Here is a 23938-nt window from a genome sequence, read left to right as displayed (position 1 = left end):
GGGACCGATCAGAATCCTTGTGCGAGCCGGTAGTAGGCCTGGTTCCAGCGCATCCGGTCGGCGATCGAGGCAGGGGTCGTGGTCTGATCGATCACCAGCAGTTCGACGGCGAGCATGGTGGCGAAATCCCGGATCGTTTCGGCGCCGACGGCCTGCGTGAGCACCGTGTGGTGCGGCCCGCCCGCGGTGATCCAGGCTTCGGCGGACGTCGCCAACGACGGCGCCGGCTTCCACACCGCGCGCGCCACCGGCAGATTCGGCAGCGGCTCGTCCGGCGCGACGACCTCGACCTCGTTGGCCACCAGGCGGAACCGGTCGCCGAGATCGGCCAGGCCGATCACCACGGCGTCACCGGCGGCGGCGTCGAACACCAACCGGACGGGATCCTCGCGGCCACCGATCCCGAGCGGGTGGATCTCGCACGAAGGCTTGGCCGCGGCGATGCTCGGGCAGACTTCGAGCATGTGCGCGCCGAGGATCTTCGGTTCGCCCGGACCGAAGTGGTAGGTGTAGTCCTCCATGAAGGACGTTCCGCGCTCGGAGTCGCGGCCCATCGCCTTCACCGCGGTCAGCAGCGCGGACGTCTTCCAGTCGCCCTCGCCGCCGAAGCCGTAGCCGTCGGCCATCAGCCGCTGCACCGCGAGCCCCGGGAGTTGCCGCAGGCCGCCGAGATCCTCGAAGTTCGTGGTGAACGCGCCGAAACCGCCGTCGGTCAGGAACGTGCGAAGACCCTTCTCGATCCGGGCGGCGTACCGCAGCGACTCGTGCCGCTCCCCCGTCTCGGTCAGCTCCGGCGCAAGCGCGTACGTCTCGGCGTATTCCTCGACGAGCGTGTCGACCTCGGTGTCGGGCACCGCGTCGACCAGCGCGACCAGTTCGTTGACGCCGTAGGTGTTCACCGAGACGCCGAACTTCAGTTCCGCCTCGACCTTGTCCCCGTCGGTGACCGCGACGTCGCGCATGTTGTCACCGAACCGCGCGAGTTTGAGCGAGCCGATCGTCTGGCGGCCGACCGCGGCGCGGACCCACGCGTCGATCCGGTCGGCGACCGACGGATCCGCCGCGTGCCCGGCGATGGTCTTGCGCGGCACCCCGAGCCGGGTCTGGATGTAGCCGAACTCGCGGTCGCCGTGCGCGGCCTGGTTCAGGTTCATGAAGTCCATGTCGATGGACTGCCACGGCAACGCCTCGTTGAGCTGCGTGTGCAGATGCAGCAAGGGTTTCCGCAGCGCGTCCAGGCCGGAGATCCACATCTTCGCCGGCGAGAACGTGTGCATCCACGCGATCACTCCGACACAGGCGTCGTCCGCGTTCGCCTCGAGCATCACGCGACGGATCGCCGACGGCTCGGTCAGCACCGGCTTCGCGACGATCCCGGCCGAGATCCGGCCGGTGTCGGCCAGCATCCGCTGGATCTGCAACGACTGGCCCGCGACCTGTTCGAGGGTCTCCTCGCCGTATAGCGCCTGGCTCCCGGTGAGGAACCAGACCTCGGTCTTCCGCTGTGTGCTCACTTCTCTCCCTGCTGGCCGTAGACGTTCTGGTAGCGCGCGTAGAGCCGGTCCACGTCCCGTTCGGACAGTGGCTCCGGCGTTCCCAGCGCGGAAGCGATGTGGACGGTCTTCGCGACGTCCTCGACCATCACCGCGGCCTTGACCGCGTCCCGTGCGGTGCGGCCGACGGTGAACGGGCCGTGGTTGCGCATCAGCACCGCGGGCGAGCGGCTGGACCGCAGCGTCTCGACGATGCCGCGGCCGATCGAGTCGTCACCGATCAGCGCGAACGGCCCCGCCGGGATCTCCCCGCCGAACTCGTCCGCGATCATCGTGAGCACGCACGGGATCGGCTCCCCGCGCGCCGCCCACGCGGTGGCATAGGTCGAATGCGTGTGAACGACCCCGCCGACCTCCGGCATGTGCCGGTAGACGTAGGCGTGCGCGGCCGTGTCCGAAGACGGCGCCAGGTCACCGTGGACGACTTCGCCGTACAGGTCGGTGACGACCATGGTTTCGGCGGTCAGCTCGCCGTAGGACACCCCGGACGGTTTGATCACCATCAGGTCGTGCCCGGGCACACGCGCCGACACGTTGCCCGCGGTCCAGATGACCAGTTCGTAGCGGGTCAGCTCGCTGTGCAGCCGCGCGACGGTCTCCCGCAGTTCTTCGAAGGTGTCCGTGATCTCCACGGCGAGGCTCATCGGTGCTGTCCTTTCCTGGCGGCGCGGCGGCGGGCGGCGAGCCGGTGCATGACGTCGTTGACACCGCGGCCGAAGTAGTCGTGCAGCGCGGCGTACTCGGCGTAGAGGTCGTCGTAGGCCTTCACGTTTTCGGCGATCGGGCGGTGGACCGCGCGGCGTACCGAGCCCATCGCGAGCGCCGCGACCGGGACGTCCGGATGCGCTCCGGCGGCGACGGCGGCGTGGATCGCCGAGCCCAGCGCGGGGCTCTGCGCGGAGCCCGCCACCGAGAGCGGCAGGTTCGTCACGTCGGCGTAGATCTGCATCAGCAGCCGGTTCTTGACCAGGCCACCGGCGACGATCAGTTCGGTGACCGGCACCCCGGCACGCTCGAAGGTCTCGATGATCGTCCTGGTGCCGAAAGCGGTCGCTTCCAGCAGCGCGCGATAAGTGTCCTCGGCGCGGGTCGCGAGCGTCTGCCCGACGACGACGCCGGACAGTTCGTGGTCGACCAGCACCGACCGGTTTCCGCTGTGCCAGTCGAGCGCGACGAGACCGTGCTCGCCGATCTCCTGCACCGAGGCGAGCCGGGTGAGCAACTCGTGGACGGAGATCCCCGCTTCCCTGGCATCGTCCACATAGGACGCCGGGACACCGTGCTCGACGAACCACGCGAAGATGTCACCGACACCGCTCTGGCCCGCCTCGTAGCCCCACTGCCCGGAGACGATCCCGCCGTCGACGACGCCGCACATCCCCGGCACGTCGCGCAGTTCGGCGCCGTTCATCACGTGACAGGTGGAGGTGCCCATGATCGCGACCATCTGCCCCGGCTCCACCGCCTGGACGGCGGGCGCGGTGACATGCGCGTCGACGTTGCCGACGGCGACCGCGATCCCTTCCGGCAACCCGGTCCACTCCGCCGCCTGGGCGCTCAGGCCCCCGGCCTTGGCGCCCAGCGCACCCAGCGGATGTACGAGCTTGTCGTCCACGAAGGAGCCGAAGCCGGGCGCGAGCTCCTCCAGGAACTCGGCGCTCGGATAGCGGCCGTCCTGCAGAATCCCCTTGTACCCGGCGGTGCACGCGTTGCGCACGTAGGTCCCGGTGAGCTGCCAGACGATCCAGTCGGCGAGTTCGACCCAGTGCCGCATCCGGTCGTAGACCTCGGGCGCCTCTTCGAAGACCTCCAGCGCCTTGGCGAACTCCCACTCCGAGGAGATCAGCCCGCCGTAGCGCGGGAGCCACGACTCACCGCGCTTGCGCGCCTGCGCGTTGATCCGGTCCGCCTGCGGCTGCGCGGAATGGTGTCGCCACAGCTTCACGTAGGCATGCGGATTCCCGGCGAACTCGGGAAGTTCGCACAGCGGCGTGCCTTCGGCCGTGGTCGGCACCATGGTGCACGCGGTGAAGTCGGTGCCGATGCCGATCACGTCGGCTGGATCCGCGCCGGCGGCCCGGATGGCTTCCGGAACGGCGGTGCGGAGGACGTCGACGTAGTCCGACGGCACCTGCAGCGCCCAGTCCGGCGGCAGACCGTGCCCGGTCTCGGGCAAGATCCGGTCGATCACACCGTGGCGGTACTCCGAAACCGCGCTGCCCAGTTCCGCGCCGTCGCGGACACGGACCACGACGGCCCGGCCGGACAGCGTCCCGAAGTCGACGCCGACGACCAGCGGCTCCCCTGTACTCACTTCTTCTCCCGCATTGTTAGCGTTCACATTTCTGGCCGAAAACCACGATCACGCGTGCTTGAAGCCGCATCATGCGTGTTTGGAGCCGTAACTCACGTGTTTGAAGGCGTAACTCACGTGTTTGAAGGCGATCCGGCTCCGATCACGCGAGTTACGGCTCCAATCACGCGAGTTACGTGGTCCGTCTGCCGACGAGGCGTTGGAGGACGATGAAGGCGAACAGCAGCGCACCGGTGATGATCGAGGTCCACCACGAGTTCAGCGTGCCGTCGAAGGTGATCAGGGTCTGGATGATGCCCAGCACCATGATCCCGAGCACCGTCCCGAGGACGTAGCCGGAACCGCCGGTGAGCAACGTGCCGCCGATGACGACGGCCGCGATCGCGGTCAGTTCCAGCCCGACGCCGTTGAGCGGATCGCCGGAGGACTTGTACAGCACCAGTAGCAGGCCGCCGAGCGCCGAGCAGAACCCGCTGAGCGTGTAGACCGAAATCCGCGTGCGGCCGACGTTCAAGCCCATCAGCAGCGCGGACTTCGGGTTCCCGCCGATCGCGTAGACCGTCCGGCCGAACCGCGTTCCGTACAGGACGTACGCGGCGACGGCGACCACGACCAGCGCGACGACCACGCCGATCGAGATGTGCAGCTCACCACCGAGCGGGATCTGCGTCTGCGCGAGGCTCGCGACCGTCGGATCGTCGATCGAGTACGCCTGGGTGCTGATCGTGTAGCAGAGCCCCCTGGCGAAGAACATCCCGATGAGCGTCGCGATGAACGGCTGGATCTCGAAGACCTGGATCAGCACGCCCATCCCGAAGCCCAGCGCCGCGCCGATCGCCAGTACCGCGGGGATCACCGCGAAAACCGGCCAGCCCTGGTTCTGCAGCAGGTCGGCGGAGACCACTGTGGACAGTGCGACCACCGAGCCGACCGACAGGTCGATCCCACCGGTGAGGATCACGAACGTCATCCCGACGGCGACCACCAGCAGGAAGGCGTTGTTGATGAACAGGTCGAGCACGACCTGCCCGGAGCCGAACGCCGTGTAGCTCGAAGCGCCGTAGATGTACGCGCCGACGAGCATCGCCATCGTCGCGAGGATCGGCAGATGCCGCTGCCGCGGCCGATAGCCCTTGACGCGGTCGAGTGTCGTCATACCCCGGCCTCCACCTTCTCCGGCACGACGGCGGCAGGCGGCGGGACCGCTTTCCGCCGCCTCGCGAGCTTCTTGCGGAACACCGGCGACTGCAGCAGGCAGACCGCCAGCACGACCACGGCCTTGAACAGCATGATCGCCTGCGGCGCGATGCCGAGCGCGTACACGGTCGTCGTCAACGTCTGGATGAGCAGCGCGCCGATGACCGAACCGGTGAGCGAGAACCGGCCACCGGTCAGCAGGGTCCCGCCGATGACGACGGCGAGGATCGCGTCGAGTTCGATGAACTGTCCGGCGTTGTTGCCGTCGGCGCTGTGCACGTTCGCGCTGATCATCAGTCCGGCGATGCCGGCGCAGAGCGCACAGAAGACGTAGGTGAGCCAGATCAGCCGGGCCGACCGGAGCCCGGCGAGCCTGCCCGCCTCCGGGTTGCCGCCCACCGATTCGACCAGCAGCCCCAGCGCCGACCGGCGGACCAGCACCGCGGCGATGGCGAACACCGCGAGCGCGATGAGGATCGCGCTGGGCAGGCCGAAGGTGAACCCGCTGCCGATCCATTCGTAGGGATGCGAATTGACGGTGATGATCTGGCCGCCGGTGATCAGCTGGGCGATACCGCGGCCCGCGACCATCAGGATCAGTGTCGCGATGATCGGCTGGATGCCCAGGACCGCCACGAGCCAGCCGTTCCACACCCCGAGGGCGAGGGCCAGCCCCAGCGCCATCCCGACCGCGGCGAGCGTGCCGCCGAGGCTGTTCTGATCACCGAGTCCGCTGATGTGCAGGCAGGCGAGCGCGCCGCTGATCGCGACCACCGCGCCGACGGAAAGGTCGATCCCCCGCGTCGCCACCACCAGGGTCATGCCGATCGCGATGAGGATCAGCGGGGCGCCGTTCTTCAGGATGTCGATCAGGTTCCCGTAGAGATGCCCGTCGCGGAATTCGATCGCGAAGAACGCCGGATGGACGATGAGGTCGCCGAGCAGCAGCGCCAGCAGCGCGACGACGGGCCAGAACAGACGATGCTTGGTCATCGTGCGACTCCTTCGGCCATCGTCGCCATGACGCGGTCCGCGGTCAGCGATTCGTTGTCCAGTACGGCGACCACCGCGCGGTCGCGCAGCACGACGACCCGGTGACTCAACCGCAGCACCTCCTCGAGTTCGGCGGAGATGAACACGACGGCCATCCCCTCACGCGAGAGCCGGGCGACCAGCCGCTGGATCTCCGTCTTGGCGCCGATGTCGATGCCGCGCGTCGGCTCATCGAGGATCAGCAAGCGCGGTTCGGTGATCAGCCACCTCGCGAGCAGCACCTTCTGCTGGTTGCCGCCGCTCAGGTCACCGACCTTCGCTTCCGCGTTGGCGGGCCGGATGTCGAGCATCTCGATGTAACGCTCGGCGATCTCGTCCTGCCGCCGCCGCGGGATCGGCCGCGCCCAGCCCCGCGAGGCCTGCAACGCCAGCACGATGTTCTCCCGCACGGTGAGTTCCTCGACGAGGCCTTCGGTCTTGCGGTTCTCCGAACAGAACGCGATGCGGTGGTCGAGCCCGGTCCGCGGCGTCTTCAGCGACACCCGCTCGCCGTCGATCCGCACGGAACCGCTGTCCGCGTGATCGGCGCCGAACAGCAGCCGCGCCAGTTCGGTACGGCCGGAACCGAGCAGCCCGGCGAGGCCGACGACCTCGCCCGCCCGGATGTCGAGCGAGAACGGCGCGACGCCGCCCTTGCGGCCGACGTCGCCCGCTTCGAGGAACACCGGCGCTCCGGCGAGGTCGGACCGGCTGTGGCCCGCGTCCTCGATGTCTTCGAGTGCTTCGAGTTCCTTGCCGATCATCCTGGTGACCAGGTCGACCGGGGTGATCTCCTCGGTGCGGTACTCGCCGATCAGCTTCCCGTTGCGCAGCACCGTCATCCGGTCCGCGACGGCGAAGACCTGCTCGATGAAATGGGAGACGAACAGGATCGCCATCCCCTGATCCCGCAGCGACCGCACCACGTTCAGCAGCTGCTCGACCTCGCCGGCGTCCAAACTGGACGTCGGTTCGTCGAGCACGAGGACACGCGCGTCGACGTCGAGCGCCCTGGCGATCGCGACCAGTTGCTGCACCGCGATCGAGCAGCTGCTCAGCTCGGCCGAAACGTCCACCTCGACGTCCAGCCTGGCCAGCAGCGCGGCCGCCCGGCGGCGCGTCTCACGCCAGTCGATGCGGCCGCGCCGTCGCGGCTCCTTGCCGAGGCAGATGTTCTCCGCCACCGACAGGTTCGGGCAGAGGTTCACTTCCTGGTAGACGGTGCTCACGCCGGAGCGCTGTGCCTCTCCCGGGCCGCTGAACGCGACCGGGGAGCCGTCGAGTTCGATCGTGCCCGCGTCCACCCCGTAAACGCCGGTGAGCACCTTGATCAGGGTGGACTTGCCGGCACCGTTCTCACCCATCAGGGCGTGCACTTCACCGGGGAACATCCGGAAGGAGACGTCGTCGAGGGCGACCACGCCGGGGAATTCCTTCCGGATGTGGCTCATCCGCAGCATCGCGAGGGGTTCTGTCATCGGCTCAGTACTGGCGTTGCGGCAGCGCGGCCTTCGCGGCGGCCTGGTCGAATTCGGTCTCGGTGGTCTCGATGCGCGGCGGCACCTGCTCGCCGGCGGCGACCTTCTTCACCAGATCCATCAGCTGCGGGCCGAGCAGCGGGTTGCATTCGACGACGTGATTGATCTTGCCGTCGGCCAGTGCCTGCAGGGCGTCGCGGACGCCGTCGACCGAGACGATCTTGATGTCCTTCCCGGGGACCTTCCCGGCCGCCTCGATCGCTTCGATGGCGCCGAGGGCCATGTCGTCGTTGTGCGCGTACAGCACGTCGATCTTGGGCTGGGACTTCAGGAATGCCTCCATGACCTCCTTGCCCTTGGCCCGGGTGAACTCACCGGTCTGCGAAGCGACGACCTTGAGCTTCGGGTTCGACGAGATGACGTCGGCGAAGCCCTTCTTGCGGTCGTTCGCCGGCGCCGAACCGGTGGTGCCCTGCAGTTCCACGATGCTGACGTCGCCCGCCGCGGAGCCGAACTCCTTGGCCAGCCACTCGCCCGCCTTCTTGCCCTCGGCGACGAAATCCGAACCCAGGAAGGTCTTGTACAGCGACTTGTCCGGCGAGTCGACGGCCCGGTCGGTCAGGATCACCGGGATGTTCGCCGTCTTCGCCTCCTTGAGCACGGTGTCCCAGCCGGATTCCACGACCGGCGAGAAGGCGATCACCTTCACCTTCTGCTGGATGTAGGACCGGATCGCGGCGATCTGGTTCTCCTGCTTCTGCTGCGCGTCGGAGAACTTCAGCTCGATCCCGGCCGCCTTCGCGGACTCCTGGATCGACTTCGTGTTCGCCGTGCGCCAGCCGCTTTCCGCGCCCACCTGGGCGAAGCCGAGGGTGAGGGCGCCGCCGCCACCTGTCCCGCCGCCACCGCCGCACGCGGAGAGCAGGAGCAGCCCGGCCACTCCGGCCACGATCGCCGTCCACGGTTTTCTTGCCACATCGACTCCTAGATCCGCACTGATCAGTTGAGTTAGCGTTAACACTCGTACCTTGAGCCTGGAAACGGCTTCCGGTGCTACGAAAGACCGGTGCTCTCCCGCACGATCAGTTCGGGGACCACCAGGTCGCGATCTCGTTCCTCACCGCCGTTCATCCGGCGGCGGAGCAGGTCGAACGTGCGCCTGCCGACTTCGACGAAGTCCTGGCGCACCGTCGTCAGCGGCGGCGTGTAGTACGCCGCCTCGGGAACGTCGTCGAAGCCGACGATCCGCATCTCGCCTGGCACGTTCACCCCCGCTTCGGTGCAGGCACGGAGAAAACCGAGGGCCATCTGGTCGTTCGCCACGAACACCGCGCCCAGTCCCCGTTCGCCGACGAGGGATCGCCCCGCCGCGTACCCGGAACGCGCGCTCCAGTCACCGCGGATGACGGGCGGGATCCGTGCGCCGTGCCGCTGCAGGGTCTCGCGCCAGCCACGTTCGCGGTCGAGCGCCTCCAGCCAGTCTTCGGGTCCGGCCACGTGCCAGACGGTCTCGTGACCGAGGCCGAGGAGGTGCTCGGTGGCGCGCCGCGCGCCGTCGTACTGGTCGACCGTGATCACCGGGACCGGCGCCTTCTCCCCGCCGCCGACCGCGACGAGCGGCACGTCGCTGGGCGCCGCCTCCAGCGCGCGTGCGGCGGTGACATGCGGTGCGATCACGACGATGCCCTCGACGGCCTGGCGGCGCAGGCGCTCCACCGCGTCCGCGATGGACGACCGGCCCGGACGGCTGATGCTGGTTATGGTCGTCGCGTAGCCGGCTTCGCGGGCGGCGTGCTCGATCCCGCTCAAGGTGCTGGCCGGACCGTAGAGGTTGGCCTCCAGCGCGACCACGCCGAGTGTGCCCGAACGGCCGGTGACCAGCGCGCGGGCGACCGAGTTCGGCCGATAGTCCAGTTGCTCGATGGCGGCGTTGACGCGGACACGCGTCTCGGCGCGGACCGGTCCGGTGCCGTTGATGACCCGCGAGACCGTCATATGCGAGACACCCGCGAGCGCGGCCACGTCGGTGAGACTGGCCTGCTTGCTCTCGGTGGTTTCGCGCGCCATCGCCTGTCTCCCAATCCCGGTACCGTGTGACGAGTGCCGCAAGTGTTAGCGATAACACGAGCCTGGTCAAGCGCTCCCCGAGTCACAGTCGGGTCACGGAGCCCAGGGTCAGCTGGAGGCGCGATGTGTGAGCGAGACCGGCAAGATCCGCTGGCGGGGCTTGAGATCCCGGTCGTCCATCACCGCGAGCAGGGTCTCGACCATCACGCGCACCTGCTCGCGAGGGTCCTGGTGGACGGACGTCAGCGGCGGGTCCATCTCCGGCGCGAGGGTCGCGTTGTCGTCGAAGCTGACGACGGCGACGTCCGACGGGATCCGCCGTCCGGCGGAATGGAGAGTGCGGAGCGCGCCGAGGGCCATCATGTCGCTGGCCACGAAGACGGCGTCGAGGTCGGGGCGCCGCGCGAGCAGGTTCGCCATCGCCTTCGCGCCGCCGGTCAGGGTGAAGTCGCCTTCCTCCACCAGGTCCGCCGGGTCGAGTCCGGCGTCGAGGAGGGTCTTGCGCCATCCGGAGAGCCGGTCGATCGCCGCGCTCTGGTCCTGCGGGCCCGCGATCGTGGCGATCCGGCGATGGCCCGCCTCCACCAGATGCGCGACCGCGAGCTTCGCGCCGCCCTCGTTGTCGAAGTCGACGACGTGGACACCGCGTTTCAGCCCGGCCGCCTGCCCGCCGTACACCACTGGGATCCTCAGCTGCCGCAACGCCTTGGGCAGTGGATCGGTCCGGTGCGGCGCGAAGACCAATACGCCGTCGACGTGCCCGCCGTCCAGGAACCGGACCGTGCGGTCGAGATCCTCGCGGGTGTCACTGAAGATCAAGACCATCTGGCAGCCGACGTCGGCGAGTTCGCGATAGCCCGCACGCATGACCGCGGTGCGGTACGGGTCGTCGAGCAGCCGCGCCTCCGGCTCCGACAGCACGACCGCGACCGCGCCGGTCCGCCTGGTGACCAGCGACCTGGCCGCCTGGTTCGGGGAATAGCCGAGTTCGCGAGCCGCGGCCTGGACCTTCTCGCGGGAGCGCGCGCTGACGTAGCCGTCGTCGTTCAGCGCACGGGACGCCGTCGACCGGCTGACCCCGGCGGACGCGGCGACGTCCTCCAACGTCGGCCTGCCGTCTTCCTCTGGTCGAGGCCCCACCCGCGCCACCTTCACTCATCAGCTCCATCCGGACACCGACAGCTTAATGCTCGGCGGGCGGCGACACTGAGAGCGCTCCCCTGATGGAAACACTCTCATTACAAGCCCTTGACACCGCCATACCTGGGCGACAGACTCTGCGCATCCTGGGAGCGCTCCCATTTTCTCCTCACCCCATCAGCAAGGGACACAATGACGTGAGAAGCATCCGGAACGGCCTGGTGCTGGCACTGGGTATCACGATGACGACGTTCGGCCTGGCGGCGTGCGGCGGTGACGACGGCGGGTCCCCCGCCGCGTCGGACCCGAACGCGAAGGTCGAGCTGTCGCTGGCGACGTTCACCGAGTTCGGCTACGAGGAGCTCATCCCCGAGTACGAACGACTGCACCCGAACATCGAGATCACCCACCGCAAGACCGGCCAGGGCGGGCCGTACCACCAGGATCTGATCACGAAACTGGCCGCGGGGTCCGGCCTCGCCGACGTCACCGCCGTCGAGGAAGGGCATCTGTCGAACGTCCTCGACAAGGGCTCGAAGTTCAACGACCTGCCCAAGATCGGCCCGGCGGACGCGTCCTCCGACCGCTGGCTCGGCTGGAAGTACGACGCGGCGAAGACCAAGGACGGCAAGGTCATCGGCTACGGGACGGACATCGGCCCGCTGGCCATGTGCTACCGCAAGGACATGCTCGAAGCGGCGGGGCTGCCGTCCGACCCCGAAGCGGTCAAGCCACTGTTCGCGACCTGGGACAGTTACTTCGCCGCCGGTGACCAGTACGTCTCCAAGACCGGCGGGAAGGCGTGGTTCGACTCGGCCGCGCAGAACTTCAACGCCATGGTCAACCAGCTTCCCACCGGCTACATCGGCAACGACGACAAGCCGACGCTGGAATCGAACCAGGGCATCAAGGACGCTTGGACCAAGGTGACAGGCGCCGTAGCGAAAGGACAGTCGGCCAAGCTGACCGCGTTCAGCAACGAGTGGAACTCCGGTTTCAAGCAGGGCGCCTTCGCCACGAAGGTGTGCCCCGCGTGGATGCTCGGCGTGATCGAGGAGCACTCCGGCCCCGAGAACGCCGGCAAATGGGCGGTCACCGCGGCCTTCCCCGGTGGCGGCGGGAACTGGGGCGGCTCGTACCTGACCGTGCCCACGCAGTCGAAGCACCCGAAGGAGGCGGCCGAACTCGCCGCCTGGCTCACCGCGCCCGAGCAGCAGATCAAGGCGTTCAAGGCCAAGGGCACCTTCCCCAGCCAGGTCAAGGCACTGGAGGACCAGGCACTGCTGAGCGAGACCGACGCCTACTTCGGTGGTGCCAAGATCGGCCAGTTGTTCGCCGAGCAGGCGAAGAAGGTCGCGAAGCCGCAGTACAAGGGCCCCGGTGACGGCCAGATCCAGGAGAACGCGTCGAGCCCGGCGCTGCAGGCCGTCGAACAGGGCAAGTCCGCGGACGAGGGCTGGACGCAACTGCTCGACGCCGCGAAGAAGATCACGCGCTGACCGATGACCGTCGTCGACAAGATCGCGCCGGACGAGGAGAAGGCCGGGGTGCGCACGTCGCCCCGGCCCACCCTCCGCCATCGGCTGAGCCGGTGGGACGTCAAGGTCTCGCCGTACCTCTACATCGCCCCGTTCTTCGTCGTGTTCGGGATCGTCGGATTGTTCCCGCTGCTCTACACGGCGTACGTGTCCCTGTTCAGCTGGGAGGCGGGTGACGACAACCCCGTTTTCATCGGGCTGGACAACTTCAAGGAGTTGTTCGCTGACACCCAGTTCTGGAACGCGCTCGAGAACACGGTCAGCATCTTCCTGCTCTCCAGCGTTCCGCAGCTGATCATCGCGGTGCTCCTGGCGGCGCTGCTGAGCGCCACGCTCCGCGGGGCGACCGGCTGGCGCGTCGGCGTCCTGCTCCCCTACGCCGCCAGCCTGGTGGCGCTCGGGATCATCTTCGCGAACCTGTTCGGGCCGAAGTACGGGCTGGTCAACGGGCTGCTGCAGACGATCGGGCTGGATCCGGTCGACTGGCAGGCCGGCCGGTTCAGCAGTCACGCCGCGATCGCGATCATGGTGAACTGGCGCTGGACCGGGTACAACGCGCTGATCGTGCTCGCGGCGATGCAGGCCATCCCGAAGGAACTGCACGAGGCCGCCCTGATCGACGGCGCGGGCGCCGCACGCCGTTTCTTCAGCATCACGCTCCCCTTGCTGAAGCCGACGCTGATCTTCGTCACGATCACCTCGACGATCGGCGGCCTGCAGATCTTCACCGAGCCCAAGCTGTTCGACGCCATGCCGGGGTCGAACAACGGCGGCTCGTCCAACCAGTTCCAGACCGTGACGCTGTACCTGTACCAAACGGCCTTCGAGAACTACGAACTCGGCTATGCCTCGGCGATCGCGTGGGTGCTGTTCGTGATCATCGTGCTGATCGCGCTGGTGAACTTCTTCCTCACCGGCAGGCTCACGGCGGTGAAGAAGAAATGACGGTTATCCATAGTGGACTCAAGCGCGGCGTTTCGGCGCTGGGCAAACCACGCAGGGCGACCTATGTCGTGCTCACGATCTTCGTGCTGGGCTCGCTCTTCCCGTTCTACTGGTCGTTCCTGGTCGCCAGCCGGGACAGCGGGATGCTCACCGAACGGGTCCCGCCCTTCCTGCCCGGCGGGAACTTCTTCGCCAACGCGGCGAGGGTGTTCGACACCGTGCCGTTCTGGAAGGCGCTCGCGAACAGCCTGATCGTGTCCGGCACGGTCACCCTCACCACGGTGCTGTTCTCGTCGCTGGCCGGGTTCGCCTTCGCCAAACTGCGGTTCCGCGGGCGGAACGGCTTGTTCGTGTTCATCGTGATCACCCTCGCCGTACCGACCCAGCTCGGCATCATCCCGCTGTTCATGGCGATGTCGGAGTTCGGCTGGGCAGGCGGTTTGCAGTCGGTGATCGTGCCCAACCTGGTGACCGCGTTCGGCGTCTTCTGGATGCGTCAGTACACAGTGGACGCCGTACCCTACGAACTGATCGAGGCGGCGCGCGTCGACGGCTGCAGCATGATCCGGATCTTCTGGAACGTCTGCCTGCCCGCGGTCCGGCCTGCGGCGGCGATCCTGGCGATGTTCACGTTCATGACGTCATGGAACGACTTCCTGTGGCCGCTCGTGGTGCTGGACGCCGGCAATCCCACCGTCCAGCTGGCGCTGGAGAAGCTGCAGAGCGGCTATTACGTCGACTATTCGCTGGTGCTGGCCGGGACCACCCTGGCCACCATCCCGATCCTCATCGTCTTCCTCCTCCTCGGCCGCCAGATCGTGGCCGGGATCATGCAAGGTGCCGTGAAAGGGTGACCATGTCCGCTCATCCCGACAGTGTCCGGGCGAAGACCGCGCTCCTGTTCCCGCCCGGATTCGTGTGGGGCGCCGCCACCGCGGCCTTCCAGGTCGAAGGGGCGACGGCCGCCGACGGCCGGACCGACTCGATCTGGGACGTCTTCGCCCGCCGCCCCGGCGCCGTCGTCGGTGGCGACACCGGAGAGCCGGGCGCCGATCACTACCGGCGTTATGCCGAAGACGTCGATCTGATGCGACGGCTCGGGCTCGGCGCGTACCGCTTCTCGCTGTCGTGGCCGCGGATCCGGCCCGACGGCGGCGCGCCGAACCCGCGCGGCCTCGCGTTCTACGACCGGCTCGTCGACAAGCTGCTCGAAGCCGGAGTGGAGCCGTGGGCGACGCTGTATCACTGGGATCTCCCCCAGTCGCTGGAAGACGAGGGCGGCTGGACGGCACGCGAGACCGCGTTCCGGTTCGCCGAATACGCCGAAACGGTCGTGGCGCGCCTGGGCGACCGGGTGCCGCGCTGGTCCACCTTGAACGAGCCGTGGTGTGCCGCGATGCTGGGTTACGCGCGCGGGATCCACGCGCCCGGCAGGCGGGAACCCCGCGCCGCCGTCGCGGCCGCGCACCATCTGCTGCTGGGCCACGGACTGGCGATGGACGTCCTGCGGCGGCACGCGCCGGCCGCGTCGTCGGGGATCACACTGAACCTGTACCCGGTGTCGGCGGTCGATCCGTCGTCCACTGTGGACTCCGAGGCCGCGCGCCGGATCGACGGTCTGCAGAACCGGTTGTTCCTGGATCCGGTGCTGCGTGGCTCCTACCCCGAGGATCTGCTGACCGACCTGGCGCCGCTCGGCATCGGAGAGCTGGTGCGGGACGGCGACCTCGCGACCATCGCCGCTCCGATCGACTGGCTGGGCATCAACTACTACCGCGGCTACCAGGTCGCGGGAACCCCGCTTCCCGGCAGCGAACCGGCGGGCGCCGACTGGCTCGGCTCCCCCGACGTCCATTTCGTGCCCGACGAAGCGGCGCCCCGCACCGACTCCGGCTGGGAGGTCCAGCCCTCGCGGCTCACCGAGTGCCTCCTCCAGGTCCATCGCGACTATCGGGCGATTCCGTTGTACATCACCGAGAACGGCGCTTCCTATCCGGACGCGGTGATCGGCGGGGACATCGCGGACACCGACCGGATAGCCTTCCTCGACTCGCATCTGCGCGCCGCGTACGAGGCGATCGAGGCCGGCGTCGACCTGCGCGGTTACTTCTATTGGTCACTGCTCGACAACTTCGAGTGGGCCGAGGGGTACGGCAAACGGTTCGGTCTCGTCCACGTCGACTACACGACGCAGCGGCGGACGCCGAAACAGAGCGCGCTCTGGTATGCCAGGGCCATCAGTCTCAACGGGCTGAGCTGAGGACAGGGCCGTTCAGGACACATTCGTCCTGAACGGCCCTGTCCTGACGGCTACCGGCGGATGACCGCGGCCCGTTCGGCGTCGGCCCTCCGGTCATGGCCGTGGACCTCGGCGGTCCGGAAATCGTTGACGCAGCCGGGTACGTCCGCCGGGGAGACACAGTTGTCGGGCCGGTTGCCGCTCACCACTGCCCCGTTCACCAGCGTGACGCGTGCGCCCAGCGTGTGGAGGCCGCCACCGGATGCCGGCTGCGGGTACGAGCCTGCCCCGGGCTCGCCCGCGGCGTTGTCGCTGACCTTCACCTCGTCGAGGGTGAGGTTGTCGTCGAACACTGCGAGTCCGCCGCCTCGACCTCCGTAGCCGGAGAACCCGGAGTACCCGCCCGGCCCCGCGACACCGGCGTCACCCCCTCGGCCCGCCTGGTTGCCCGTGACCGTGGCGCCGACGATGGCGGGATTCAGCAGCACACCCCTGCTGGACGACACGAACGCACCGCCTGCGACGCCGCCGCTGCCGCCGTTCCCGGCGCGGCCGCCCTCGGCGCCGCCCGTACCGCCCTTGCCGCCACTCCCGGCGCTGTTGTCGGACACACCGCCACCGGTGATGCGCAGGACGGTGCCACCGAGGGCCTCGATACCCCCACCGTAACCGGCGGACCCGCCCCGGCCACCCGGCTTGGCCGCCACACCGTTTCCGCCCAGGCCGCCGGAGCCGCCGGCGTTACCGATGATCGAGGTACGGGTGATCGTCAGAGTTACGCGCGAGGAAGAGTACGACGAGACGCCACCGCCGAAACCGCCGCTGCCCCCGCTCCCCGCGTAGGTGGTGGCGGTCGCGTCCGCGCCAGGACCACCCGAACCGGCGGTGTTGCCGCTGATGACGCTGTCGGTGATGGTCAGTGGGCCCCAGTTCTGGATACCGCCGCCGGACCCGCCCGAGTTCCCGTCTCCGGAGGAGTTGGTCCCGACTCCGTCGGGAGCGTGCCCGCCCGCGATCGTGACTTCGTTGAGGGTCAGGTCGCCCCAATTGTTGATGATCCGGAATCGGGGCGCGTCCTTGGCGCGTTCGATGGTGGCGTGATTACCGTTGACGGTGAGCTTCCCCTCGATGGAGGGCAGCCCGGCTTTCCAGTAGGAATCGGCGACCGCGGTGAGCGTGTAGACACACTTCGCCGCCAAGGACAGCGTGTCCGGCGCGGGGTCGGCGTTGGCCTCGGCGATGGCCTGGACCAACGCGGCGGAGTCGCAGGGAACAGCGGTTTCGGCGGCTTGTGCCGGCGGAGCGACCAGGGCGAACGCCCCCAGCGCGGTTACCGTGGTCGCGATTCGTCTTCGGGTTCCGGTATTCGACATCAGCGGAAAACCTCCCAGGCAAGGAATCGGGTGATGGCCATCGAGAACATTAGAAGTCCTCGCCTTCACCCTCAATGAATATGATTCCGACCACACGCTTACCGATCATCGGGAATCGTCGTGAACAAACGGAGAAACATCGGAATTCGCGCCTTGCCGCCGCCGCGCCGCGGGATCGCGGTGGCCACACTCCGGCAGGTCTTGTTATCGTAGATGCGGACCTGATCGACGAGCAGTGGAGACCAGACGTGGCAGGTGAAGACGACATCTCCGGGTGAGCCGGAGCAGGCAGGCCACCGGCGTCGACGCCGACGTGGCCTCTTTGTCGTCCCCTCAAGCCACGTCCACCGCGGTGCAGCCTCAAGGCGCCCGCTGTCTTTCACGAGGTCATTTCCATGTCAGACGCCTTCGTCGTCGTGTCCGCCCTCTCCTTTTCCTGGCCGGACGACACTCCGGTCTTCGAAGACCTGTCCTTCACCGTGCCCGGTGGCCGCACCGGTCTGGTCGCGCCGAACGGGGCGGGCAAGAGCACGCTCCTCAAACTGATCGCGGGTGAGCTGCGGCCGGTGTCCGGGTCGGTCTCCACCCAGGGAGTCCTCGGCTATCTGCCGCAGTCGCTGCCGCTCACCGCCGACCTGAACGTCGCCGAAGTGCTGGGCATCGCACCGCAGCTCGCCGCACTGAGCGCGATCGAGTCCGGCGACGCGAGCGAAGAGCACTTCACGACCATCGGGAACGACTGGGACATCGAGGAGCGCACCCGCGCCCAGCTCGACCGGCTCGGCCTCGACGGCATTTCGCTGGGCCGGAGCCTGCGCACGTTGAGCGGCGGGCAGATCATCTCCCTCGGCCTGGCCGCGCAACTGCTGAAGCGGCCCGACATCCTGCTCCTGGACGAACCGACCAACAATCTCGACCTCGACGCCCGCCGCAAGCTCTACGGGGTGCTCGAAGACTGGTCCGGCTGCCTGCTGCTGGTGAGTCACGACCGGGAACTGCTCGACCGGATGGATCGAATCGCCGAACTCGACCGCGGCGATCTCCGGTATCACGGCGGGAACTTCACCCTGTACGAAGCGGCCGCCAAGGCGGAGCAAGAGGTCGCCGAACGCAACGTCCGCAGCGCCGAACAGGAGGTCAAACGCGAGAAGCGGGAGATGCAGCAGGCCCGCGAGCGGGCGGCGCGCCGCGCGGGCAACGCCGCCAGGAACCTCGGCAACGCCGGCCTGCCGAAGATCTTCGCCGGCACCATGAAACGCAACGCCCAGGAGTCCGCGGGCAAGGCGAACGAGACGCACGCCGCCCGGGTCAGCGACGCGAAGAACCGCCTCGACGAGGCCGAACGTTCCCTCCGCGACGACCAGAAGATCGCACTGATCCTGCCGGGCACCAACGTCCCCGCCGGGCGCACGATGTTCCACGGCGAGCAAATCCAGGTCCGCTACGGCGACCGGAACGTCTTCGCGGGCAACGGAGTCGACCTGACGATCCGCGGCCCCGAACGGATCGCGCTGACCGGCGGAAACGGCACCGGCAAGTCGACCCTCCTGCGGGTGCTCAACGGAGACCTTACTCCGGACAGTGGCGTGGTCAAGCGAGCCGAGGGCCGGATCGCGTACCTCTCCCAACGACTGGATCTCCTGGACCTCGACCGATCCATCGCCGAGAACTTCGCCGCGTTCGCCCCGAGCCTTCCCGAGTCGCAACGGATGACCCTGCTCGCCCGCTTCCTGTTCCGAGGCGCGCGAAGCCAGCTGCCTGTCGGCGTGCTCTCCGGGGGCGAACGCCTGCGAGCCACCCTGGCCTGCGTCCTGTTCGCCGAGCCCGCGCCGCAACTCCTGTTGCTCGACGAGCCGACCAACAACCTCGACCTGGTCAGCGTCGGGCAGTTGGAGAGCGCGATGGGGGCGTATCAGGGGGCTTTCGTGGTCGTCAGCCATGACGAACGGTTCCTTCGGGAGATCAAGGTGGAGCGGCGGGTGCGGTTGACCGATGGGACGCTCGTGGAGTCCTGAGCTCCCTTCGGTCGGTTCGTGAGTGGCACCGTCACGAATGCGGGAATGGCGGCTTCACTCTTGAGTGTTGTGATACGAGCGCCTCGGAAACATTCGAACCGGGGCGCTCGTCCCTCCTGCGAGAACCGGAAGTACACGAAGAGTCCTTTGCGTACTTCTGTCTACGTAAAGCGACTCCGACGGCCTGAATGTTTCACCCTGCAGTGTTGCCCGCACGTTTCACTCGTCGCTTAAAATTACGAACACATGTTCTATTTGTTCGGGTATTATTGAGGGGTGTCCGAGACCATCCTTCCCGAACTGCCGCAGGAGTTGTGGCGCGCTGGCAAGCTGGAGCTTGCCCATGGCGTGCAGCAGTCTCTGCAGGTGATCAGGATGGCCACCGCCGGACTGGGGAAATTCCTGGCGGAGATCGAGTCTCGGGGTGTCAAAGACTTGTACGGGTATGGCCGCACGGCTGCATGGTTCGCCGATGTCGCGGGGTTGTCGGTCGGTGAGGCGGGTGCGGTGGTGAAGCGGGCCATCGCGTTAAACCCGACCCGCGCGTTGGACGGCACCGAGGTTCCCGCCGCGCTGCCCACGACCGCTGCGGTTGCGGCCGAGGGCTTGGTCGGTGATGAGCGGATCGACCAGATCCTGGAGATTCTGAAGAGACTTCCGGCCGAGATCTCGGCCGAGGACCGGGCGAACGCGGAGAAGATTCTCGCTACCCTCGCTCGCGACGCTGGTCGTCGGCAGTTGGCGGACGCCGAAGCGAACCTCCTCGCCTTGCTCGACCCCGACGGCAACGAACCCAAAGACCCGGAACCTGCTGAGCCGCGCCGGGAGATCACCCTGGAGCGCCGCAAGGACGGGTTCTGGAAGCTGACCGGGTTGCTCGATGACGAGACCGGTGCCCGCACCGCCGCCGCACTCGAGGCCTACGCCCAGCCACGACCCGTCGACGAGTTCGGCCAGGCGGACCTGCGGATGAAATGCGAGCGCATGGGTGACGCCTGGGTCGATCTCCTCGACCTGGCGATCGCCTGCCCGGACCAGCCCGGCACCAGCGGCTACCGCACCCTCGTGAACGTCACCATCGGCCTCGATGAACTCAAATCCGGTCTCGGGACCGCGTGCCTGGATTTCGTCGGGACGATGACCGCCCGCGAAGCCCGGCTGGCTGCCTGTGACTGCCTGATGCTGCCGGTCGTGCTGAGCGCCGCCGGAGAGCCCCTCGATGTGGGGCGACTCAGACGCTTCGTCACACCGGGCCAGCGCCGGGCGTTGAACATCCGCGACGGGGGCTGCGCGTTCCCGGGCTGTCATCGGAAACCGAAGAATTGCCACGCTCACCACATCCATCACTGGGCAGACGGCGGACCTACCGATCTTCGGAATCTCGTGCTCCTCTGCGGTTTCCATCACCGGTTGATCCATCACGGTGACTGGGAAGTCCGCATGGCGGCCGACGGGTTACCGGAATTCATCCCACCCCAATACCGAGACCCGCTCCGACATCCCCGCCGCAACACCCTCCACCGCTGAGCCCCGAGGAGCCCGCCAGCCACACCGGCGACGGGCCCCTCGCCATGCCCACAGATCCGGCGAACCCGACTAACGACTCAAAGGCGCCCTGTCAACGTCCTGATCGCGACCTTGCCAGACCCGCACTTGACGCACACACCTACAAGCGCGACGTGGTCCCGCAGGCAAGTTGGCGGCACTTTTGTGTCCGGACCAGGATCTCCACCAGATGACGCGAGGTCGGCTTCCAACCACGTGAGATCGCCCTCCGACCACGCGAGCACGTAGCGAAGAGCCCCTTCACTACCCTCAAGGTAGGAGGAAGCCTTCACGGACCACCGACCGTGCATCCCGATCACGCTCGAGACGATTCGGAACCCAAACAAAAGCCGTCGAACCGGCGATCGGCTGAAGGAAAAGGTCCCGCTTCCGCTCAGCGAAGGCTGGGGGTTCCTGCGAGCAGGAAGCGGGAGTTTGTGGCCGGTACGGGGGCCGCCTCTCGGCGAAAAGCTCAACACGGCTCCGGCCGAACCGGTATTCCGTGAAGGCGAAGGGTGAGGCCCGGGGGCACCATCCGTACCGACACTCTCTACAACGCACGGCCGTTCGAAATGTTCCCCGGCACCGATCCCGAATCGGTGTGACCCGCGTCTACACTCGAATGTACGAAAAAGACCCGCCCCCGCTCTGCGAAGGTCTGGGGGTTACCTGCGAGCGGAAGCGGGAGCCAACAATTGATATAACGCGCCGACACGCGAAAATGTTCCCGACGAGCAGGTGACGTGCGTCAACCCGACTGCCGGTCGGACGAAAAAGACCCGCTCCCGCTCAGCGAAGGTCTGGGGGTCACCTGCGAGCGGAAGCGGGAGCAAAGGCCGATACGGTGGGCCGCCTCTCGGCGAAAGGCACGACATGGCTCCGGCCGAACCGGTATTCCATGAAGGCGAAGGGTGAGGCCCGGGGGCACCATCCGTACCGACACTCTCTACAACGCCACGACCCGGAAAATGTTCCCCCCGAAAAAAGTGACGCGCGTCAACACACGAATGCGGGATCGCTCAGCAAGGCGGCGGAACCTGATCGATCAGTTCTTCGGGAGCGGACAGCCGCCATGCCTCGTAGACCAATTCGTTCAGCTCGTCGGATTCGATACCATCGAGGTACACCACCACCCAGCCGAATCCTCCGGCCGTGAACTGCACCTCGAAGACGTCTGGCCGCTCGGCCACGAGGGCTTCCTGTTCCGAGAGCGTCTGCTTCAGTCCGACGGTCTGGGTCCGCGGCCAGTAGTAGCCGAACCGCTTCCCGCGCACGCTGAACGACTCCCACTCCTTCGCGTCGGATCGCTCGACGTCGGCGAGCGACTTCAGCATCCGGTGGAACTCGTCACTCGACACGCTCATCTTGAACCCCAAACCCCAGTAACTCCGTCGGCTCCAGTCTAAGGGCCCGGGTGGGCCCGTCCTTTGAGGACGTCGATCGGTAGCCTCGCCGGAGGGAGATCCACTCGATCCGGGGAGCTGTGCGATGGACCGACCGGTCACGGCGGCAGAGTTGTTCGACGCCATCGGTTCCGCCTACGAAGACGTCTTCGGGCGGGCGCCAGCGGTCGACAGGGCGGTGCGGCATCTGCTGGACACCTTGCCGCCGTCGTCGAGAGTGCTCGACATCGGCAGCGGGACCGGCAGGCCGGTCGCCGAGGACCTCTCCTCCGCCGGTCATCGGGTGACGGGGCTCGATGTGTCGCCGGTGATGATCGGGCTCGCTCGCGAGCAGGTTCCAGCCGCCACCTTCGTCCACGCCGACGTACGTGAGTGGGCCTCGCCGTCCGAGTCGTGGGAGGCCGTCTGCGCCTTCTTCCCGTTCCTCCAGATGCCGCGCAAGGACACCGAAGCCGTGCTCGCGGACATCGCGGGCTGGCTGGTGCCGGGTGGGCTTTTCGCGCTGGTCACCGTTCCGCGTGACGCCGAAGACGTGCCGGCGGAGTTCTTCGGCCGCACCTTCCTCGAGACCAGTTTCGCCCCGGACGACCTCGTGCGTCGGGTCGAGGCGGCCGGGCTGGAGGTCACCGGAACCCATTCGGAGCTCTTCACCGCGGACGAGCCGGGGACACCGCCGGAGGAGCACCTGCTGATCCTCGCCCGCCGCCCGGAGTGAGCATGCCGGTCGTCAGCGTGATCACCCCGGTCCACCCGCCGAGCCTGCGGTACTTGACCGAGGCGTACGAATCCCTCGCCGCACAGGAACTCCCGCCGGGCTGGGCCTGGGAATGGCTGGTGCAGGAGGACGGCGAGACGGGTCTGCTCGACGGCGTCGTCCCCGCGGACGAGCGGGTACTGCCCGGCTCGGGGCGCCGGGGCGGCCCCGGAGTCGCGCGGATGATGGCGTTGTCCCGCGCCTCCGGCGAGCTGATCAAGGCACTCGACGCGGACGACCTCCTGGCGTCCGGCGCGCTCGCACGCGACATCGCGGCGCTGGAGGATCCCGAGATCGGCTGGACGACCTGCCGGGTCCTCGACCTCCTTCCCGACGGGACCACGGCTGGCGTCGACAGCGATCCCGAGGAGGGCCGGATCGAACGCGGCGCGATCCTGCGCCACTGGCAGCGCAACGGCTACGTGTCGTCGGTGGTGGCCGGGACGTTGTGCATCCGCCGCGACCTGTTGCTGGAACTGGGCGGTTGGATGGCGCTGCCCGCGTCGGAGGACACCGGGCTGATCCTCGCCGCCAACGCCTGTTCAGACGGCTACTTTGTCTCCGCGTGCGGCATGTTCTACCGGAAGTGGGCCGGTCAGGTCACCCGGTCCGCGGCGCACAACGACGACGGCGAGCGGCTCGCGCGGATGAAGCTGATCGAGGAACGCGCCGAGGTCATGTTGGCACGTCGACGATGTCGAGCAGCGCCTTCGCGCACAGATCCCGGATCTGGTCCCGGGTCAGTTTCCGGTACTTGAGCCAGTCGAGGCAGACCGCGACGACGAAGGCCAGCCAGCCGCGGACGAGCACTCGCAGGGCCTCCGGCGGCTCGTCGTCCGGGCACAGCACCTCGAGGATCCGGCGTCCCTGCTCGGCGAAGTTGTTGTCCAGGACTTCGCGGACGCCGTCGACGGCGATCGACGTGCCCGAGTGCAGTGCCCGGTAGCCGTCCTCGTTGGCTTCGACGTAGCGCAGATACGCGTCGAGTCCGGCCGTCAACTGCTCCGCCACGGGGAGCGTGGGATCGGACTTGGTCATCTCGAGCAGCCGTTCACCCTCCGCCCTGATGACCTCGGTGACGAAGTCCCGTTTCGTCGGGAAGTAGTGGTACAGCAGCCCTCGGGACACCTCGGCGATATCCGCGACCTGCTCGATCCACACGTCGTCGTACGGCCGCTCCGCGAACAGGCGGGCGCCGATCCGCAGCAGCTGTTCCCGCCGCTCGGCGGTGCTCAGCCTGCTGCGGGGCTTCCCGGAAGTACTCGGCGCCATCCGCGCATCGTACTTACTTGACACGAGTTCAGTAACAGGCCACGCTCGCTATTGGATGCCGGTTCAACAGTGC

At 67.7% G+C, this 23938-nt stretch carries 20 protein-coding genes; 8 read left to right on the top strand and 12 right to left on the bottom strand.

Annotation, left to right across the window (positions count from 1 at the left end; translation table 11 throughout):
• Window positions 1-8: 8 nt before the first annotated feature.
• The 9 genes from araA to BLW75_RS02240 all read right to left on the bottom strand — a co-directional run bounded on the left by araA (window position 9) and on the right by BLW75_RS02240 (window position 10796).
• Window positions 9-1514 (bottom strand): L-arabinose isomerase, encoded by a 1506-nt coding sequence (araA, locus tag BLW75_RS02280; RefSeq protein ID WP_034323785.1) that lies wholly within the window; start codon window positions 1512-1514, stop codon window positions 9-11.
• Window positions 1511-2197, bottom strand: a complete 687-nt coding sequence (locus BLW75_RS02275; protein ID WP_034323782.1) for an L-ribulose-5-phosphate 4-epimerase — start codon at window positions 2195-2197, stop codon at window positions 1511-1513. The genes araA and BLW75_RS02275 overlap by 4 nt, the downstream gene beginning before the upstream one ends.
• Window positions 2194-3867, bottom strand: coding sequence for a ribulokinase (gene araB, locus BLW75_RS02270; RefSeq protein ID WP_034323780.1), 1674 nt, complete (start codon window positions 3865-3867; stop codon window positions 2194-2196). The genes BLW75_RS02275 and araB overlap by 4 nt, the downstream gene beginning before the upstream one ends.
• 172 nt (window positions 3868-4039) lie before the next feature.
• A complete protein-coding gene (gene yjfF / locus BLW75_RS02265; RefSeq protein ID WP_034323778.1) occupies window positions 4040-5023 on the bottom strand; it encodes a galactofuranose ABC transporter, permease protein YjfF in 984 nt (327 codons plus the stop codon).
• Window positions 5020-6057, bottom strand: a complete 1038-nt coding sequence (locus tag BLW75_RS02260) for an ABC transporter permease (protein WP_034323775.1) — start codon at window positions 6055-6057, stop codon at window positions 5020-5022. Before BLW75_RS02260 ends, yjfF begins: the two co-directional genes overlap by 4 nt.
• Window positions 6054-7556: a sugar ABC transporter ATP-binding protein gene (locus BLW75_RS02255; protein WP_034323817.1), complete on the bottom strand. Its 1503-nt coding sequence runs from the start codon at window positions 7554-7556 to the stop codon at window positions 6054-6056. Before BLW75_RS02255 ends, BLW75_RS02260 begins: the two co-directional genes overlap by 4 nt.
• A 22-nt stretch (window positions 7557-7578) precedes the next feature.
• On the bottom strand, window positions 7579-8550 hold the full coding sequence (locus BLW75_RS02250) for an ABC transporter substrate-binding protein (protein WP_034323773.1): 972 nt from the start codon (window positions 8548-8550) through the stop codon (window positions 7579-7581).
• Window positions 8551-8627: 77 nt separating this feature from the next.
• A complete protein-coding gene (locus BLW75_RS02245) occupies window positions 8628-9641 on the bottom strand; it encodes a LacI family DNA-binding transcriptional regulator (protein WP_034323770.1) in 1014 nt (337 codons plus the stop codon).
• A 108-nt stretch (window positions 9642-9749) separates the two neighbouring features.
• On the bottom strand, window positions 9750-10796 hold the full coding sequence (locus BLW75_RS02240; protein ID WP_034323768.1) for a LacI family DNA-binding transcriptional regulator: 1047 nt from the start codon (window positions 10794-10796) through the stop codon (window positions 9750-9752).
• A gap of 182 nt (window positions 10797-10978) precedes the next feature.
• Between BLW75_RS02240 and BLW75_RS02235 the strand changes: the two genes are divergently transcribed.
• Genes BLW75_RS02235 through BLW75_RS02220 form a run of 4 tightly spaced genes read left to right on the top strand, consistent with a single transcriptional unit; the run spans window position 10979 to window position 15524 of the window.
• A complete protein-coding gene (locus BLW75_RS02235; protein ID WP_034323766.1) occupies window positions 10979-12280 on the top strand; it encodes an ABC transporter substrate-binding protein in 1302 nt (433 codons plus the stop codon).
• Window positions 12281-12283: 3 nt separating this feature from the next.
• On the top strand, window positions 12284-13264 hold the full coding sequence (locus tag BLW75_RS02230; protein ID WP_034323763.1) for a carbohydrate ABC transporter permease: 981 nt from the start codon (window positions 12284-12286) through the stop codon (window positions 13262-13264).
• A complete protein-coding gene (locus tag BLW75_RS02225; protein WP_034323760.1) occupies window positions 13261-14118 on the top strand; it encodes a carbohydrate ABC transporter permease in 858 nt (285 codons plus the stop codon). Before BLW75_RS02230 ends, BLW75_RS02225 begins: the two co-directional genes overlap by 4 nt.
• A gap of 2 nt (window positions 14119-14120) precedes the next feature.
• Entirely contained in the window at window positions 14121-15524 is a 1404-nt protein-coding gene (locus BLW75_RS02220; protein WP_091596551.1) for a GH1 family beta-glucosidase, read from the top strand.
• A gap of 50 nt (window positions 15525-15574) precedes the next feature.
• Here the strand turns inward: BLW75_RS02220 and BLW75_RS02215 are convergent, their stop codons facing one another.
• A complete protein-coding gene (locus tag BLW75_RS02215) occupies window positions 15575-16876 on the bottom strand; it encodes a hypothetical protein (RefSeq protein WP_091596548.1) in 1302 nt (433 codons plus the stop codon).
• A gap of 395 nt (window positions 16877-17271) precedes the next feature.
• On the opposite strand from BLW75_RS02215, the gene abc-f reads away from it, so the two are divergent.
• Together abc-f and BLW75_RS02205 are read left to right on the top strand one after the other, a co-directional pair.
• On the top strand, window positions 17272-18891 hold the full coding sequence (gene abc-f / locus BLW75_RS02210; protein ID WP_034323755.1) for a ribosomal protection-like ABC-F family protein: 1620 nt from the start codon (window positions 17272-17274) through the stop codon (window positions 18889-18891).
• A gap of 276 nt (window positions 18892-19167) precedes the next feature.
• Window positions 19168-20418, top strand: coding sequence for an HNH endonuclease signature motif containing protein (locus tag BLW75_RS02205; RefSeq protein ID WP_091596544.1), 1251 nt, complete (start codon window positions 19168-19170; stop codon window positions 20416-20418).
• Between the two features lie 1037 nt (window positions 20419-21455).
• Here BLW75_RS02205 and BLW75_RS02200 read toward each other — a convergent pair.
• Window positions 21456-21800, bottom strand: a complete 345-nt coding sequence (locus BLW75_RS02200) for an MmcQ/YjbR family DNA-binding protein (RefSeq protein ID WP_034307991.1) — start codon at window positions 21798-21800, stop codon at window positions 21456-21458.
• A gap of 124 nt (window positions 21801-21924) precedes the next feature.
• Between BLW75_RS02200 and BLW75_RS02195 the strand changes: the two genes are divergently transcribed.
• On the top strand, window positions 21925-22554 hold the full coding sequence (locus BLW75_RS02195; RefSeq protein ID WP_034307595.1) for a class I SAM-dependent DNA methyltransferase: 630 nt from the start codon (window positions 21925-21927) through the stop codon (window positions 22552-22554).
• A 2-nt stretch (window positions 22555-22556) separates the two neighbouring features.
• The gene (locus BLW75_RS02190; RefSeq protein WP_034307597.1) at window positions 22557-23351 is read left to right on the top strand and encodes a glycosyltransferase; all 795 of its coding nucleotides are present in this window, start codon (window positions 22557-22559) and stop codon (window positions 23349-23351) included.
• Here BLW75_RS02190 and BLW75_RS02185 read toward each other — a convergent pair.
• Window positions 23269-23865 carry a TetR/AcrR family transcriptional regulator gene (locus BLW75_RS02185; protein WP_034307599.1) on the bottom strand — a complete coding sequence of 199 codons (597 nt, stop codon included), beginning with the start codon at window positions 23863-23865 and terminating at the stop codon, window positions 23269-23271. The genes BLW75_RS02190 and BLW75_RS02185 overlap by 83 nt on opposite strands.
• Between the last annotated feature and the right edge of the window lie 73 nt (window positions 23866-23938).

Source organism: Amycolatopsis lurida, assembly GCF_900105055.1.
In the GTDB taxonomy this organism is placed as follows: domain Bacteria; phylum Actinomycetota; class Actinomycetes; order Mycobacteriales; family Pseudonocardiaceae; genus Amycolatopsis; species Amycolatopsis lurida.
This window is presented reverse-complemented; position numbering and strand designations above follow the sequence as displayed.